Annotated in this window: 11 protein-coding genes; 1 reads left to right on the top strand and 10 read right to left on the bottom strand. The window is 38.2% G+C overall.

The features are described 5' to 3' along the window. Position 1: 1 nt before the first annotated feature. The 3 genes from QP437_RS08275 to QP437_RS08265 all read right to left on the bottom strand — a co-directional run bounded on the left by QP437_RS08275 (position 2) and on the right by QP437_RS08265 (position 4,827). Complete coding sequence (locus tag QP437_RS08275) at positions 2–1,978, bottom strand: dipeptide/oligopeptide/nickel ABC transporter permease/ATP-binding protein (RefSeq protein WP_285267525.1); 1,977 nt, start codon at positions 1,976–1,978, stop codon at positions 2–4. Continuing rightward, positions 1,978–2,931 carry an ABC transporter permease gene (locus tag QP437_RS08270; protein WP_014065363.1) on the bottom strand — a complete coding sequence of 318 codons (954 nt, stop codon included), beginning with the start codon at positions 2,929–2,931 and terminating at the stop codon, positions 1,978–1,980. Before QP437_RS08270 ends, QP437_RS08275 begins: the two co-directional genes overlap by 1 nt. A 297-nt stretch (positions 2,932–3,228) precedes the next feature. Next, positions 3,229–4,827, bottom strand: coding sequence for an ABC transporter substrate-binding protein (locus QP437_RS08265; RefSeq protein ID WP_111315247.1), 1,599 nt, complete (start codon positions 4,825–4,827; stop codon positions 3,229–3,231). A 355-nt stretch (positions 4,828–5,182) separates the two neighbouring features. On the opposite strand from QP437_RS08265, the gene QP437_RS08260 reads away from it, so the two are divergent. After that, positions 5,183–5,665, top strand: a complete 483-nt coding sequence (locus QP437_RS08260; RefSeq protein WP_111315248.1) for a Dps family protein — start codon at positions 5,183–5,185, stop codon at positions 5,663–5,665. 77 nt (positions 5,666–5,742) lie between these two features. Here QP437_RS08260 and QP437_RS08255 read toward each other — a convergent pair whose 3' ends face one another. The 7 genes from QP437_RS08255 to recB all read right to left on the bottom strand — a co-directional run bounded on the left by QP437_RS08255 (position 5,743) and on the right by recB (position 16,142). Beyond that, positions 5,743–6,873 carry a tetratricopeptide repeat protein gene (locus QP437_RS08255; protein ID WP_285267524.1) on the bottom strand — a complete coding sequence of 377 codons (1,131 nt, stop codon included), beginning with the start codon at positions 6,871–6,873 and terminating at the stop codon, positions 5,743–5,745. Between the two features lie 107 nt (positions 6,874–6,980). Further along, on the bottom strand, positions 6,981–8,228 hold the full coding sequence (locus QP437_RS08250; protein WP_285267523.1) for a tetratricopeptide repeat protein: 1,248 nt from the start codon (positions 8,226–8,228) through the stop codon (positions 6,981–6,983). Between the two features lie 321 nt (positions 8,229–8,549). Further along, complete coding sequence (locus QP437_RS08245; RefSeq protein WP_049365508.1) at positions 8,550–9,011, bottom strand: threonine/serine exporter family protein; 462 nt, start codon at positions 9,009–9,011, stop codon at positions 8,550–8,552. Positions 9,012–9,015: 4 nt separating this feature from the next. Continuing rightward, a complete protein-coding gene (locus tag QP437_RS08240; RefSeq protein ID WP_049368771.1) occupies positions 9,016–9,786 on the bottom strand; it encodes a threonine/serine exporter ThrE family protein in 771 nt (256 codons plus the stop codon). Between the two features lie 129 nt (positions 9,787–9,915). Then, positions 9,916–10,563 (bottom strand): glutaredoxin 2, encoded by a 648-nt coding sequence (gene grxB / locus QP437_RS08235; protein ID WP_285267522.1) that lies wholly within the window; start codon positions 10,561–10,563, stop codon positions 9,916–9,918. A gap of 3 nt (positions 10,564–10,566) precedes the next feature. Further along, positions 10,567–12,501, bottom strand: coding sequence for an exodeoxyribonuclease V subunit alpha (recD, locus tag QP437_RS08230; RefSeq protein ID WP_285267521.1), 1,935 nt, complete (start codon positions 12,499–12,501; stop codon positions 10,567–10,569). Continuing rightward, positions 12,501–16,142, bottom strand: coding sequence for an exodeoxyribonuclease V subunit beta (gene recB / locus QP437_RS08225; RefSeq protein WP_285267520.1), 3,642 nt, complete (start codon positions 16,140–16,142; stop codon positions 12,501–12,503). Before recB ends, recD begins: the two co-directional genes overlap by 1 nt. Positions 16,143–16,208: the final 66 nt, after the last annotated feature.

The following is a 16,208-nucleotide window of genomic DNA, read 5'->3' as shown; positions in this document are numbered from 1 at the left end:
ATTATGCTCCTTTCGCTTCCGTTACAGGCTTAGCTAAATGAGAAGCCCATAAGTGAGACGGCTCGCCTTCCACGGCGGTTAATATCAATTTTTGATCCGGATTTGCATCTGGTCGTAATGAACGACTTGCAAAACGGTCACCTACAGCAAAATCGTAAGGTGATGGTACGCTGCCCGGAATTTGATATAAACGTTTCGCACGGACTTCAGTTGAAAGTACAGAGCCCAATAAGCCACGGGTATATTCGTGTGTTGGATTAGCAAGCAATAAGGATGTTGGTGCCATTTCAACTACTTGTCCCGCATACATTACGGTAATGTGGTGAGCTAATTGTGCAACTAAGGCTAAATCGTGGCTGACAAACACCATCGCAAAACCCAGTTTTTCACGTAATTCATTCAATAATTTCACTACTTCAGCTTGAACGGTTACGTCTAATGCGGTTGTTGGTTCATCGGCAATTAATAATTTCGGCTCACGAGTTAATGCCATTGCAATCACCACACGTTGACGTTGACCACCAGAAAGTTCGTGTGGATAACGGTTCAATACTTTTTCAGGATCAAGGTGTACCCATTCCAACAATTTTTCTGCGGTATGATGGCTACCACGTTTAATGAGCTGTGCCATTTGATCTTTAATACGCATTGATGGGTTTAATGCACTTAAAGAGTCTTGGTAAATCATCGCAATTTCAGAACCACGCAATTCACTTAGATTGTTAGCGTTAAGTAAACTGTGTTGTTTGCCACTGCGGTCGGTGAAAAGCACTTCCCCAGTGATTTTTGCTGTTTTTGGTAACAAGCCCATGATAGAGAATGCTGTAATGGATTTACCACAACCAGACTCACCTACTAACCCCATAGTTTCCCCTTCATTTACGGTGAAACTGATGTTATCAACCAATGGAATTTCGCCATAACGATTTGGGAAGCGAATAGATAAGTTTTTCACTTGTAAAATCGGTTTTGCATTTGGATTTAACTGCATACGATTCGTACGGGTGATTTCTTTTTCATGTAATTTGAGTAAGTAACGTTTTAATGCAAGCCCTTCAGCAAGTGCTTCTTGTACGTCGGTAGAGAGACGCTCATCAGATTTACCTTCTGGTTTTTTACTACCTTTTAAGCGCGGGTTAACCAATGCATCGGTAAGCCCTTCCGCCAAGATATTTAAGGCTAATACGGTTAGAAGAATCATCACACCCGCAAAGGTTGTCGCCCACCATGCACCGTTTAATACAATGTTACGACCTTCAGAAAGAATGTTACCCCATGAAGGATGTGGTGGTTGTACACCTGCGCCTAAAAAAGAAAGCGAGGCTTCAAACACAATAGCATCTGCCACCATTACCGTTGCGAAGACTAAAACCGGTGCCGCGGTATTACGTACAACGTGTTTGAGAAGAATATAAGTACGGCTACCTCCAATAACGCGTTCAGCACGCACGTAGTCTTCATCCCATTGTGATACCACATTTGCACGCACCACACGAGCAAGTTGCGGGGTATAAACCACAGCAATGGTGATAATAATAACCGGCACTGAGTTACCAAAGGTTGCTAATAACACTGCCGCTAATGCGATACCTGGGAAGGCCATTAAAATATCCATTAAGCGCATGATAATTTCATTGCCCCATTTCTCGGATGTGGCTGCAGTTGCACCTAAAACACTACCGAAAATAATAGCGCAAGCTACCGCACCTAAACCGATAAATAAGGACGTTTGGGCACCGTAAACAATACGAGAGAAAATATCACGACCAAGTCGATCAGTCCCAAACCAATATTCTGCACTTGGAGCACGCATACGTGCGATCACTTCTAATGGATCATGTGTTGCTACCCAAGGGGCAAATACCGCCACTAAAGCAACGAAAACTAAGAATAATAATGAAATTTTTGATGCGGTGGAAAGTGCTCGGAATCTCGCACCGCTTGCAGCTAATCTATCTGCTAAACCTTGACGAAACATTATAGACTCCGAATTTTAGGGTTAATCAGCACATAGAGAATATCAACGATAATATTCACTAAAACGAAGGTAAAGGCGATTGTCAGAACCACACCTTGCACTAAGTGTAAGTCATGGTTGACGATGCCGTTAAAAATCAATTTACCCATGCCTGGTAAGTCAAAGATTTGTTCGATAACTACCGCACCACCAAGTAAGTAACCTACACGTAAACCTAATACTGTTACAGGCGTGATTAATGCATTGCGTAATACGTTGTGACGAATAACAGTTGCATAAGGCACACCGTTACCAATCGCCGTTCTCACATAGTCTTTATCCATTTCTTCTACCATGGTTGTACGCACCACACGAATTAATGACGCACACACCGGCACAGCAAGTGCAAGAGATGGCAAAATCATAGAATTGATATACCCCATCGGGCTTTCGCTGAATGGCACAAAACCACCAGAAGGTAACCAATCTAATTCCAAAGAGAACCATTGAATAAGTAAGATACCTAACCAGAATGATGGTGTCGCAACCGCTGCAACAGAGATTAAACGAATCACTTGGTCTACCCAGCTATCACGATAAAGCGCGGCAAGTACACCTAATGAGAAAGAGACTACTGCCGCAAACACTACACCAATTAAGGTAAGTTGTAACGTGATTGGGAAAGACTTCGCTAGCATGCTACTGATTGGTAGTTCTGGAGGCATAGTCACACCAAAATCCAATACAAGTAAATTACCTAAGAATCGAAAATATTGAACAAAGAGTGGATCATTTAAGCCATGTGATTCGCGGTAAAGTTGTTTTGCCGCTTCACTAGCGCTTTCGCCCAATGCCACCGTGGCAGGATCACCTGGTGTGAATTGAAGCACCACAAAAACGAGTGCTGTTACACCAAGAATCATGACTGGCAAGGCCATCAATCGGCGTAACAATAATCGAAGTATCATTTCCATCTGACTTCTCCTATTCTAGCTTGAGAAATTCGTTAGCTTCAAAAATGAAGCAAAACAATCAAATTCAAAAACAAAATGAATTACAATAATCATAGTGTTCAGCCCAAGCCCTGTCAATCCAAGTACATAGAGCAAAATTCAAATCTGTGATCGGCTTCACAAAGATTTTTTTGAAATGAAATTAAGAGAAAAAATGATTAAAAAATAGAGAGAAAAATGACCGCACTTTGGTGTTAAAAAGAAAGAAAAAAGGCTGTTGATTGCTCAACAGCCAAAACATTAAATTAAAAAGTGCTTTTATTTACGGCCCACACCGAGGAAAGATAAACCGGTTGTTGCCAATGGTTGATAGCCTTCAAGGCTGCTATCATCCCATGCAGAAGGAAGTTTACGATGAACAATCGGATAAAGTGGTACTTCAGCCGCAATGATATTAATTGCTTCTTCCCATGATTTTTTCGCTTCAGCGTGATCTTTTGCTCTCACAGCTGCATTGAGTAATTCAGTCACTTTCGCAAACTCAGGGGTGTTACTCCAGCGGAAACGACGTTTCGGCCATACATCACCACGATACCACCAGCTTAAAAGCAAGTCTAAGTCATTACCGAATACTGATGGATCACCTGGAGCGATTGCCACTTCATATACACCAGGATCCACGTTATTGCTGTATAACGCACCTGATTGTAAGTGTTGTAAAGTTACTTTCACACCTGGAATCTTGTTCCAAGACTCTAAAATTAACGGTGCAGATTCTTTCACCCAGTCATGGTCGGTTGCAAGCAATTCAAATTTAAGCTCAGTTACACCTGCTTCTTTTAATAATGCCGCTGCTTTTTCCGGATCATAAGGATATTGAGTTGATGCCTTAATATAATCTGGGTGAGTAGTTTGTAAGTATGATGTTGCAGCTTCTGCATTACCATCAAATACAATATCAACAAGTTTGTCAGTGTTTAAACCATAGTGTAACGCTTGACGTACTTTTGGATTGTTAAACGGAGCTTTCTCACAGTTAAACATTAAGAATAACAAGCCGAAAGATTGAACGGATTGCACTTGTTGTTTTTTGTTTTTCAAGCGACTAATGTCTAAATAAGGCACACTTTCCATTGCTTGAGTACGTTTAGACTCTTGTGCAGTTACACGAGCTGCGGCATCAGAAAGTAATAACCAAGACATTTTTTCAACTTGCGCTGGATATTTACCATTGTAAGGTTCATACGCTTCAAAGACGATTTTGTCATCTTTCACCGCTGAAACAAATTTGAATGGACCAGAACCAACTGGGTGTGCATCAAATGCAGATTGTCCTACTTTGTCGATCACGTGTTTCGGTACAATTTTCACGCAAGTTAAACGGTTAGCAAATAAAGCAAATGGATATTTCAATTTAAATTCCACCACTTTATCATCCACAGCTTTCACACTTTCAACGAAATCAATAAACATCACAAATAATGATTTATTGGCTGGATCCATAATACGATTGAAAGAATATACAACGTCTTCAGTGGTGACCGGTGCACCATCATGGAAGGTTGCGCCTTCACGTAAAGTAATGCGCCATGTTGTTTCATCAACTTGTTCTGGCTCTTTTCCTGCTAAAGCAAGATAAGGTTCACGAGTTGCAGGATGCAAATCCACCAAACCTTCAAAAATGTGCAAGTTTGCTGCATAAGGTGATGCACCACTTGATGTCATTGGGTCAAAACCGGTAGAAAGCGGATAAGCAATCCCCGCTTCAATGGTTTTACCTTTAATTTCTGCAGCAAAGGCTTTTGGTGCAAATGTGCCTAACGTACCACTAAATGCAAGACCTGCCCCCACGCCAGCCATAAGTTTCATAAAATGACGACGAGATTCATTAGTTTCAAAGGAAAAATGCTTTGTCATACTAAACTCCTGATGAGTAATAAAATCATATTTTTGGTTTTTAAACCTAGCCAAACATTTCATTCGAAAATGAAGTAAAGCAATCAAATCTTAGAATAAAATGATTTGCATCAATCATAATCATCTTCGCTTCATTCTGTCAAAGGGGAAATATTGAATGTGTGATCTACTTCACAGAGTTTTTTTCGCAACTCAAAATAAAAGTTTTTAACTATGTATAATTTATTATGAATAGATTTTAACTATTGAATCACTAGATAATATGAAATAGCTATAATAAAAAATGATGCTTATAATGACCGCACTTCCCAAGCAAGGGAACAACATTTTAATCAACAATAAAGAGGAAAATACTATGTCAAAAACATCAATCGGTTTAGATAAAAAAGCATCTGAAAAATTAGCAGCAAAATTAAATGAATTATTAGCAACCTATCAAGTATTCTATACCAACGTGCGCGGTTACCACTGGAACATTAAAGGGGTAAACTTCTTTGAATTACACGCAAAATTTGAAGAAATCTACACTGATTTAGTAGTAAAAGTAGATGAAGTGGCAGAACGTATCTTAACTTTAGGTTACACACCACATAACGGTTATTCACAATACTTCCAACACTCACGTATTAAAGAAGAGTTAGGGGTAAGTGATGCGCAATCTTGCTTAAAAGGCACATTAGAAGGATTAAAAGTATTACTTGAACAACAACGTGAAATCCTTGAATTAGCGGGTGAGTCTGATGATGAAGGTACCGCTTCTCAAATGAGCGATTACATCAAAGAACAAGAAAAACTTGTTTGGATGTTCCAGGCTGCTTGTCAAACTTGCCATGCTTAATTTGGCATTCATATAAAATAAAAACCTGCTGAAAAGCAGGTTTTTATTTTGTTTTTTAATATGTATATCTATAGCTTTTACTGATTCTCTTTCTGCATTTTTTCAAACATCTCTAAACTTTTTTCTTGTAGCTTATCTAATTCTTTAAGCATTTCTTCCGTATAGCCAGCCTTTTTAATCCAATACTCTGCTTCTTTAGCATCCATATTGCCTTGCCCACTCAATGCCATAGAGGCTAACTCATCAATCGCCTCTTGGTTCTCTAATTCTGCGGCCTTTTTAAGGAAGAATAGCGCTTTATCATCATCTTGCTCAACACTGATACCTTCATCATAGAGATAGCTTAACGCAAGTGCAGCATCCGAATGATTAAGTTCAGCTGCACGCTGATAATATTTAATAGACTTAGCTAAATCATTCCCTTCTGAATAATACACGCCTAATTGATAAAGCGCTTCTGGTTCATCATTGCTCGCCGCCCTTTCTAACCAAAATAATGCTTCTTTGTTATTCTCAGAATAAAGATCAAAAAAATTCATTGCGAGTAAATACTGTGCATAGCCATATTCTTTTTCTGCGGCTTTTAATAATAAAGGTTTCGCTTTTTTCAATTTATCTTCTTGAATATAAAGATCGGCAAGATTCGTCATCCCTAGCGCATTATTTTGTTTTGCTGCCATTTCATAGTATTTCATCGCCTCTTTGATATTCAAAGGAGTGCCTATTCCAAATTCATAAGCATAGCCTAAAGAATTCGCATAATGTATATCGCCAGAATCTACTTTCTTTTTAAGTGCATTGAAACCTTCTTTCATCAATTTTTCATCTTCTTGAATTTCACCTAATTTAATTTTGGCGACTTCATTCCCCAACTCAAGCGATCTTTTCGCTGCTTGGGTGGCCTCCTTTAAATTGTCATTATTTTGTTGATGAATAGATAGGAAAAATAAAGCATCCGCATTCTCTAACTTTCCAGCTTCAAGAAAATACTCTACCGCTTTCGCACGATTCATGGGGCGCGTAATGCCGTAGAAATCATCATAACCTTCTTCATAAAGTTTTTTTGCTTTTTCAACACGCTGAGCTTGGGTCATGGGTATCTGTTCAATCATAACCAAGTTTGTTAGAGCCTCATTTGATTTCACAGGGATAAGATGAGTTTGTAGATTTAATACGGTTGCTGCAATTAATGCGACGATATTTGTCATTTGGATTCCTTTTGTTAGAGGACTGTTCTGTTTCCATTCAAGAATAACAAGCGGTTAAATTTCTTCCTTGTTTTGCAAAAACACGATGAAATTCAACCGCCCTTTCGTTATTTTTTCTGATTTAATTTTGCTTCTAATGCTTTAATTTTTGCTTTGATTTTTTTGTTATCCCGTTTGGTTTCTTTCTTTTCAATTTCCAATCCTTTTTTATAGGCATCTAATGCCGCATTATCATCTTTAGCAAATTCTTCATAACGCTCTGCCAATTGATAATATACATTATATGAAGCTGTTTCTTTCTCGCTTAAACTTTCATCCAATGAAATTATGTTATTAAATAACGCTTCTGCCATTTCATAATTTCGTTCAACACCTCGGCCTTCCAAATAACGAATAGAAAGCTCATTCATGGCTTCTAAATTTTGTAATCGAAACGCTTCTTCTAATAGCTCAACGGCTTTCTTATCATCCTTTTCTACACCTTCACCGTTTTCATATAAATAACTTAATTCAAGCATAGCCCGAGAATTATTTAATTCAGCACCTTTTTGATAATAATAAATCGCTTTTTTTATATCCTTATCCTGATAATAAATCGCTAAATACATGATGGCTTGGAGGTTATTATTTTCAGCCGCTTTATTGAGCCAATAAAGTGATTCTTCTGAGCCCGTTTCATAAATGTTATAGGCTAAATTATATTGTGCCATATCATTATTTTTTTCAGCGGCTTTCAGCATAAGCGGCTTAGCCTTTTCAATTTTATCCTGTTCAAGGTAAATTTCACTTAAATGTCCTAATGACATCGCATTACCTTGCTCGGCTGAAGGGGTAAAAACTTTAATTGCCTGTTTAATATTCTCTTCAGTGCCGATACCGAAACGATAAGCATAGCCAAGTACATTAGAATAATGTAAATCGCCTTGTTCAACCTTCTCTTTTAATGCCTTAAAGCCTGCCTCATATAATTCTTCAGAATCCCGCAAATCAGAAATTTCCGCCAATATATATTTTCCTGCCATGTTTCCTAATTTAATAGCAGTGTCAGCATATGCTCTAGCTTGTTCAAGGTCGCCACGCTCTACCGCATTCATCGCTAAGAAAAAGAGAGCATCAGCGTGACCTAAATCGGCAGCTTCTTTAAGAAATTTATCTGCTAAAGTACGATCAACCGTTTTTGTGATCCCATATTCATAATCAAAGCCTTTCTCATAAAGTGCCTTTGCTTTTTCAAGACGTTGTTCGGGTGTCATTGAGGTTATATCACCTGTATGTTTTTGTGATAACTCAGGAAGTGAGTTTAATGCGTTTGCAGCAAAAATAGTTGCAATGATAGTGACAATAAGATTAAGCATTTGTATTCCTTCTATTTTAAGAGCGGTTAAATTTCTACTCTATTTTATAAAAACATCGTGAAATCTAACCGCTCTTTATTTGAAATTAATCTTGTGATAATTTTTGAATGCCTTTAACAGGTAACATTAAGGTATCACCCACGAAACATATAATAGGGAGTGAATAATATAGTTATTTACTCAACTATTCAAGAAAAATACCCGCAAAATTTAGAGATTAAAAGAATAGATGGGTTAATGATTCAATTACAAAAAAATAAGGGCGTATTACACACGCCCTTAATTTAAACTTATTAAAGTTATAATCAAAATACTTCTTTTCTATACAACTGGTTTTTGTCGATAGAACAATAATCCAGGTAAGGCGAGGCCCAAAACAAGGGCACCCAAAATAAAGCTGGTGTTGATAAAAGAGCTGATCATTTGCTCAAATAATGTATCGGAAAAGCCATAATGATGAATTTGTACGATAGCAATCATCGCTTTATAAGCATGAACACCCGGAATCATTGGAATAATTGCCGCAACGGTAAAGACTTTTGGATGGGCTAAATAGCGATGAGATAAATGCACACCAATAAAACCAATCACACAAGTGGCAAAAAAAGTGGCAAAAACAATCGGTACTCCAAAGTGTAATAATAAGGTTCTAGTGACATGTCCAAGTGCACCTAAAATAGCACAATACTTTAAGGCTTTAGGCGGAACATTAAATACTAGGGCAAATCCTACTGCAGGAATGGCTGCAAAAAGCATATCGTCGAGTAAATTCAGTAAAAACATCCTATTACCCCACCCACGAAACAATATTTAAAAGATCTAATGCAAAAACGATACCTAAACAAGCACCAAAGGTGAGAACCGTAGCGATGGTCCATCGTCCTATTCCCATATTGACATACCCTTTTAAAATATCTGCAAGAGAATTAATTAATGGGAATCCTGGGACAAGTAATAAAACGCTAGAAGCTAATGCGATATGAGGATCATTGCCTAAACTATATTTTAAACTGACACCGGAAATCAGTGAGGCAACAAATGCGGTAATGGCAAAGACGATGAGTGGATTGTAATGACGTTTAGAAATTTCTTGTCGAACAAACATGGCAATGGCAGAGGCAATAAAGGTGATTGCACAAATTGTCATATCTCCGCCAGAAAGATGAGCAAAAGAGGCACAAGATAAACCAATCATAAACACCACCAAATAACGGTTATATTTTAGTGGTTTTAATTTATCCAGTTTCTTTTGAGCCATGGACAAATCATACAAGTGATGCTCTACGGCAACCACAATGTGCTGAACATCCGTAACGATTTGCATATTAATGCCTTTATCGACATTTTTCCGCACGGTGGTAATACAATGCTGCTTAGAAAGCGTGGTCAACAAGACGGCATTTGCCGTTAACGCACACTCCACGCTTTCAATGCCTAAAGCTACACCTAATCGCTGTGCCATTTGTACGACGACAGCACTTTCTGCGCCATGCTGTAACAATAACAAAGCGGTTTCCACACAAATACGGGTAACCGCTCGTTGGTATTCCTGATCCATATCTCTGCGCTCTTATTAAAGTAAACGTTAGAGATTATAGATCGATGAATAAAAAATACTGAAAAAATGACCGCACCTATGATCCAAGTCAAAACTTCAGTATTTCCAGGGCCTATGACTTAACAGAGATTAAATAGCTTTACCAAAATACAACGGCACATGACTTAACTTAGCCATATTCTTAACATAAGCTAAAACTGCTGGTGGAAATTCGATTCCTTTCACACAAGTAAGATTTCGTAATACAGGGAAAACGATAATATCTTCAAGAGAAAGTTGGCCGTTTAAGGCATTTTCAGATTGAATCAATACGGTTAATTTCTCTAAATCGCCTTTTAAGCGAGTGAGATAGGTTTCAGTCTTCGCAATATTTTCAGCAAAATCACCAATAAATTCCGTTTTCTTTTTAGTGAAATAATCGACCGCACTTTGGGTTGCAAATTCCGCTAAACCTATTTGTGTAAAGCGTGCAGTTGTAAGATGGCCATAATAACTGCCGACTTCTTTTAACCATGCTTCAATTTCAGGACGAACGTGTTCAGATAAGATTTTTTCACCAAAATGTTCATCTACATAATTTACGATATCCAAACTTTCCGGCATCGCAGTACCATCTTCTTTGACAAGAATTGGCACGACTTTTTTGCCCACTAAACCAATTGGTGTTGCTTCATCATCATTTGCCAGCACCACAAGTTCTACCGGTAAATTTTTTAAACCCAAAATCATGCGGGCACGTACACAAAATGGGCAATGATCGTAAACATATAATTTCATTTTTTACTCCTCTTTTTCCTGTAATAACTTTCCTAATCCACTTTGTCTTTTTACCGTATTTCTGACCGCACTTTGCCAGATTTTTTCATTGGCAAAGACGGAGAGCTGATTTTTCGCACGGGTAACACCGGTAAATACCAGTTCTCGTGAGAGCACTGGATTAGGCTCTGTTGGTAACACCATGACGGTATGATCAAACTCCGAACCTTGGGATTTATGAATCGTCATCATAAATGCAGGTTCGTGAGCGGGAATACGACTGGTCGAAACTTCTCGATTGCCGAACCACACTTTGCCTTTCGCTAAACACAAGCCAATATCACCGTTATACAGTTTCACATTATGATCATTTTCCGTAATCATAATTGGTTTACCAATATACCAATCGTCCTCTTGACGGAACCAAAGTAATTTCTCTGCACGCAATGCTAAGGCAATTTCTCGATTTAACTCTTCCACACCTAATGCCGAAGCTCGAAGTGCGGTCAAAAAACGAACGGAATTAAAACGGTCTAAAATCGCTTCTGCATAAGTTTTCTCATTGCCCTTTTCATCTATAAATTTTGCATTGAGATCTTTCTTCTGAGCAAAATAAGTTTGAAGTTGCGTTAAATAAACACGGTAATTTTCGACCGCACTTTTCACCACTTGACGAACAGATTCTTTAACGTCTTGCTCTTCATCAAAATGATGGAAATGTAACTCTTGTGGATATTCCGCAAAGGTTGCCACACTACCCTCGCCTTTTCCTTGTTGAATTTGCTCAGCAAGTTGTTTAATGCCCGAATCATCTCGGAAACGACGACTAAAGGTTAAATGGCAAATGGCATCACGCAACGGACTATGTTCGCCTTCAGTTGGCACGGTATAGCCTGTTGTTGCATGGATATAATCGGCTTGAGCTGGGCTATAATCTTGCGTTAAAAATTGTGCAATTTCGCCTAATACCGCCCCCGCTTCTACTGAAGCTAATTGGGCTTGGTCGCCCAATAAAATCAAACGCGTTTCGGGTTTCAACGCTTGCACCAGTTTCGCCATCATAGGCAAATCAATCATCGAGGTTTCATCCACCACTAACACATCGATTTGCAGTGGATTATGCGCATGATATTTCACGCTATCGGTAAAAGGTCGAACGCCTAGTAAACGATGCAACGTTTCTGCTGTTTTAGGAATGGATGCGCGTAACTCATCTGAAATCGGCATTTGCGCCAAGGCATTTTCGATAGATTCCGTTAAACGAGCTGCCGCTTTCCCTGTTGGAGCAACCAATTTAATGTGAAGTTTGCCACCAAATAATTCTTGTAATACGCATAACAAACGAGTGACTGTCGTGGTTTTCCCTGTTCCCGGTCCACCTGTAATCACAGAAAATGGACTTTTCACTGCTGTTGCGACTGCTACTTTTTGCCAATCAATTTGTGCTTGTTGTTGAGGGAAATAACGATCTAATAATGCCCGAATTTGTTGCGGCTCTACCGATAAAGTGCGGTCATTTTTCAAGGCGTTTTTAATATATTGCGCAACGCGGAACTCATCTTGCCAAGCTCGATAGAAATAAATCGCCCCAAATTGAAATGCGAGAGGCGCAATCTGATTTTCAGGATCTTGTGTAAAAGCAATATGCCCCGCTAAGGCTGATTGCCATTTGGATATAGGAAGCGAGCCGATCTTTTCATTGATAAGCGACAAAAAATCCGTTTCAGTATGACGATAAGCCAAACCAAATAAATTACGTTCTAAGAAACGATCTAACACACAACAAGTATTGCCTTGCGTATAGCTCCAGTTGCAAAGTGCGGCTAATAAAATCGCTAAATTTTGGACGGGTTCGGTATAGCCTTTATCTTTTTGTTTATCAGCAATTAATTGAGCAAAATAATAATCGCCTTGAGTAATCACACCTTGTTCTTGCAAGGATTTTAATAGGCTTAACATTAAAATAATTCCTCTAATTGTTGGATTAATTGCCAATCTGGTTTATCAAAAAAGATGCCCGATTGTGGCGAACCATTCATTCCTCGTAAAAATGCATAGACCACACCACCAAAATCTCGGTTGTAATCGTAGTGAGGTAAACGTGTTTTTAAATAACGGTGTAATGCCACCACATACAACAAGTATTGCCAATCATAATGATGCTCTGACATGGCTTTTTTCAATGCAGCTTGATCGTAATCCTTTAATGTCTCACCCAAGAAATTCGATTTGTAATCAAGCAAATAATATTTATCTTGATGACTGAAAACTAAGTCCATTGTACCTCGCACCATGCCTTGAATATCCTCAAACTGTAACGGTTCTGATGACAAATGATGCAAGGTTGCTAACGCTCGGTTAAAACCTGCGACATCAAAATGGCTTGTGATATTGAGATAAAACGCCAACTCTTTTAAGCATTGTTTTTCGTTAATTTGAGCAAGGGTAAGATCATTATTTGGCAAAATTGGCGTACTGAGTATTTGTGCAAACCAGTGTTGAACTGCTGCAAATTGCTCTTCCGCAAGATTCAAATCCTGACATAATTTTTCAATGTTTTCTTTCTCAGAAAGTTGAGCAAAAGGCACCTTTTCAAAATAACGATGCAATAACGTACCGATTTGTGTTCCCCGTGGAAAATCTAGAACCATTTCATCGTTATCATGCTCAAGTGCGGTCAGATTTTCAGTGATATTTTCTATTGAAATTGACGCATCATAATCTTTCGCATCATCAAAAATGAGCGATTTTTTCACCGCACTTTCATTCAAATAAGCTTTGCGTTGATGTGTTTGTTCTATGCCACTAAAGCTCGTCACTCGCCAATCTTGTTCAATTTCACCTTGGAAAATTTCTGCGCTTAAATTTTCTTGAGAAACATTTAAAGTAAGTGGTTCACTGGCTTGTAACACATCGGTTAATTCAATCGCTACATCATTGGGTAAAAGCTGCTTAAATTTTTCCAATAACAGTTGGGTATCCCAATTATTTGGCAAATCGAGTTTTCGACCAATTTCACCTTGCGTTAAAACATACAATAAAGCATTCCATTTTTTATCAAAGGCTTTCGGTAACACAAAGGCCATTTGATATTTTGCTCGGGTTAATGCCACATAAAGCAAACGCAATTCTTCCGCAAACACTTCTTCTGTTAAATCATTCAAGTGTTGATCTTGCATATCCCACAAGGTTTTCTCTTCATCACTGTCGTAATATAAATTAAACAGTTTATTCTTAGCTGGATTTTTCGCCGCATTACCTAAAAATGGCAACCAAACCAAATCATATTCCAACCCTTTGGATTTATGGATAGTCACAATCTTCACTAATTGACGTTCGCTTTCTAAACGGATTTGTGCTTCTTGACGACCTTCATCTTGAATTTGCTTTTCAAACCAACGCAATAATGCCGCTTCACTTTCATTTAATGCAGCTGCTTGCTGTAAAATTTCGGCTAAATGTAATAAATCCGTCAGTTTTCGTTCGCCATCAGACCGAGATAAGAGTTTTTCTGTGATATTTTCTGCTAAAAGTAAATGGTGCAACATCGGCAATACGCCTTGGCGTTGCCAAATTTGTTGATACTCTGCAAATTTTTCAGCCCAACGTTGCCACTGAATTTCATCATGATGAATTTGATGAATTTCAGCTGCATTTAAGCCGAAAAGTGCGGTCGCAATCGCATTCAAAATTGGGCGTTCCGTTACGCTCAAACAGGCTTGCAAAATCAAGGCCAGTTCTTTTGCAGTGTTACTCTCAAAGACATTTCCTCTATCCGAAAGGTAAACCGACGCAATACCCAGTGCTTGCAATTCTTTTTTCACTAGATCCGCTTCGGTATAACCACGCACTAAAACGGCAATATTTTCTGCTCGCAATGTTTGATTTTCCGCTTTGCTTTCATTCGGAAAAACAACCGGGTTTTCAGCCGCACTTTTTAACCATTGCTGAATTGATATTGCGCAAGCTTTCGCATAATCTTGCTGGGTGGATTTGTCTTTATCATTAATGTAAAAACGGAAGGCTGGCTCAGGCTGATTATTTAGCTGAAAAACAAGATTTTTCTTGGCTGCGCCGACATTTAAAAATTCTATATTTTCATAAATAAAGGGATCATTTTTAAAATCAAATAATCGATTTATCCCTTCCACTAAAGGTTGGGATGAACGGTAGTTTGTGCCGAGATTAAAACGCTGACTCGCCTCTTCTGCTGCTTTTAAATAAGTGAAAATATCGGCACCACGGAAACGATAAATAGCCTGTTTTGGATCCCCGATCATCATAAAGCCAACATTACCGGACGCGGTTTCATTGTGATAAATTTTCGAGAAAATTTGATACTGCAACGCATCCGTATCTTGGAACTCGTCAATCATGGCAAAAGGATATTGAAAACGAATTAATTCCGCTAACTGTTCTCCGCCCTCACCATGTAATGCTTCTTTCAATAAGCGTAATAAATCATCAAAGGATTTTTCAGGGTGATTCGCTTTGTATTCAAGGAGTTTCTTTTGAATACCTTGACGATAGTGATAGAGAATGATTTTTTTAAATAAATTACTCGGTTGAAGTTGCTCAATTAAAGCTTCAATCTCTTCAAAAGTTGGATGTGTTATTCTCACCCCTTTTTTCTTAAAATCTGCTTTGACGGCGTTATCTAAAGCAGATTGTGTAAATTTTTTTACTAGTGTTTCGTTTAAGGTGAGATCTGCTCTATTTTTTGCCCATGAGGTTACTTCATCCACAAAAGATAAAATTGTTTTACTTGAATATGTTTTACCATTTAAACAAGATTCATCTTTTTTTACGACTTCTTCATCAAAAAGGTTTCGGATTTCAACCGCACTTTCCAACCAAGTTTCTTTAATCTTTTCAATAACTTCCGCATTTTTAGTGATATCTTTTTGCAAAAATTCTTTTAATGACAGTTCTAATAGTCCTGGTTTATCAAGTTGTATAGAAAAATCATTCCCAATATTTGAACCTAAATCATTCAATACCTCTTCTGGCGACTTTAATTCTTTTGAGATAAATGCAGCCAAATGGAAAGGCAAATCATAAAAATGCTCCCGCCAAAATTCATTTGCAAATTGTTTGAGTAAATCAGACTGATCTTTAAGAAGTTTTAAATTGAAATGCACGCCTGAATTAAAAGCATGTTGCATCAACATTCGGCGACAAAAACCGTGAATGGTATAAATGGAGGCTAAATCTAAATTCTGCTCAGCCAGTTTTAAGCGTCTAAGTGCAGTAGGAATATCCTCTAAATAAGGCAATAATTCCGCTAAAAATTGATGTTCTCCAGTAAAAATCGCCTTGTCTTGCTTTTCATAATATTCAGAAAAAACCGAAATCGCCGCCGTTAAACGTTCCCGAATTTTGCGTTTTAAATCTTCCGTCGCCATTTCAGTAAAGGTTACCACCAAAATCTCTTCCACATTCAACGGACGAGAAAAACAATTCTCCCCCGCCTGCAAAAGTAATCGAAGATAGATAGAACCGATAGTATAGGTTTTCCCAGTACCTGCTGAGGCTTCAATTAAATTGACTTGATTTAAGGGTAACGAAATAGCATTAAGTGCGGTTGATTTTTGGCTCATTTTTTTTATTTTTTGGAAACATTAACGTGTTCTTATTGTAGAGGAATTTCCATAGAAATTCATTTA

Source organism: Haemophilus sp. UMB1048 (assembly GCF_030218125.1).
In the GTDB taxonomy this organism is placed as follows: domain Bacteria; phylum Pseudomonadota; class Gammaproteobacteria; order Enterobacterales; family Pasteurellaceae; genus Haemophilus_D.
This window is presented reverse-complemented; position numbering and strand designations above follow the sequence as displayed.

What these genes read in the sequence shown, in the direction of transcription:
- QP437_RS08275 (WP_285267525.1), bottom strand. Translation starts at nt 1,978, where the DNA reads ATGTTTCGTCAAGGTTTAGCAGATAGATTAGCTGCAAGCGGTGCGAGA.
- QP437_RS08270 (WP_014065363.1), bottom strand. Translation starts at nt 2,931, where the DNA reads ATGGAAATGATACTTCGATTATTGTTACGCCGATTGATGGCCTTGCCA.
- QP437_RS08265 (WP_111315247.1), bottom strand. Translation starts at nt 4,827, where the DNA reads ATGACAAAGCATTTTTCCTTTGAAACTAATGAATCTCGTCGTCATTTT.
- QP437_RS08260 (WP_111315248.1), top strand. Translation starts at nt 5,183, where the DNA reads ATGTCAAAAACATCAATCGGTTTAGATAAAAAAGCATCTGAAAAATTA.
- QP437_RS08255 (WP_285267524.1), bottom strand. Translation starts at nt 6,873, where the DNA reads ATGACAAATATCGTCGCATTAATTGCAGCAACCGTATTAAATCTACAA.
- QP437_RS08250 (WP_285267523.1), bottom strand. Translation starts at nt 8,228, where the DNA reads ATGCTTAATCTTATTGTCACTATCATTGCAACTATTTTTGCTGCAAAC.
- QP437_RS08245 (WP_049365508.1), bottom strand. Translation starts at nt 9,011, where the DNA reads ATGTTTTTACTGAATTTACTCGACGATATGCTTTTTGCAGCCATTCCT.
- QP437_RS08240 (WP_049368771.1), bottom strand. Translation starts at nt 9,786, where the DNA reads ATGGATCAGGAATACCAACGAGCGGTTACCCGTATTTGTGTGGAAACC.
- grxB (WP_285267522.1), bottom strand. Translation starts at nt 10,563, where the DNA reads ATGAAATTATATGTTTACGATCATTGCCCATTTTGTGTACGTGCCCGC.
- recD (WP_285267521.1), bottom strand. Translation starts at nt 12,501, where the DNA reads ATGTTAAGCCTATTAAAATCCTTGCAAGAACAAGGTGTGATTACTCAA.
- recB (WP_285267520.1), bottom strand. Translation starts at nt 16,142, where the DNA reads ATGAGCCAAAAATCAACCGCACTTAATGCTATTTCGTTACCCTTAAAT.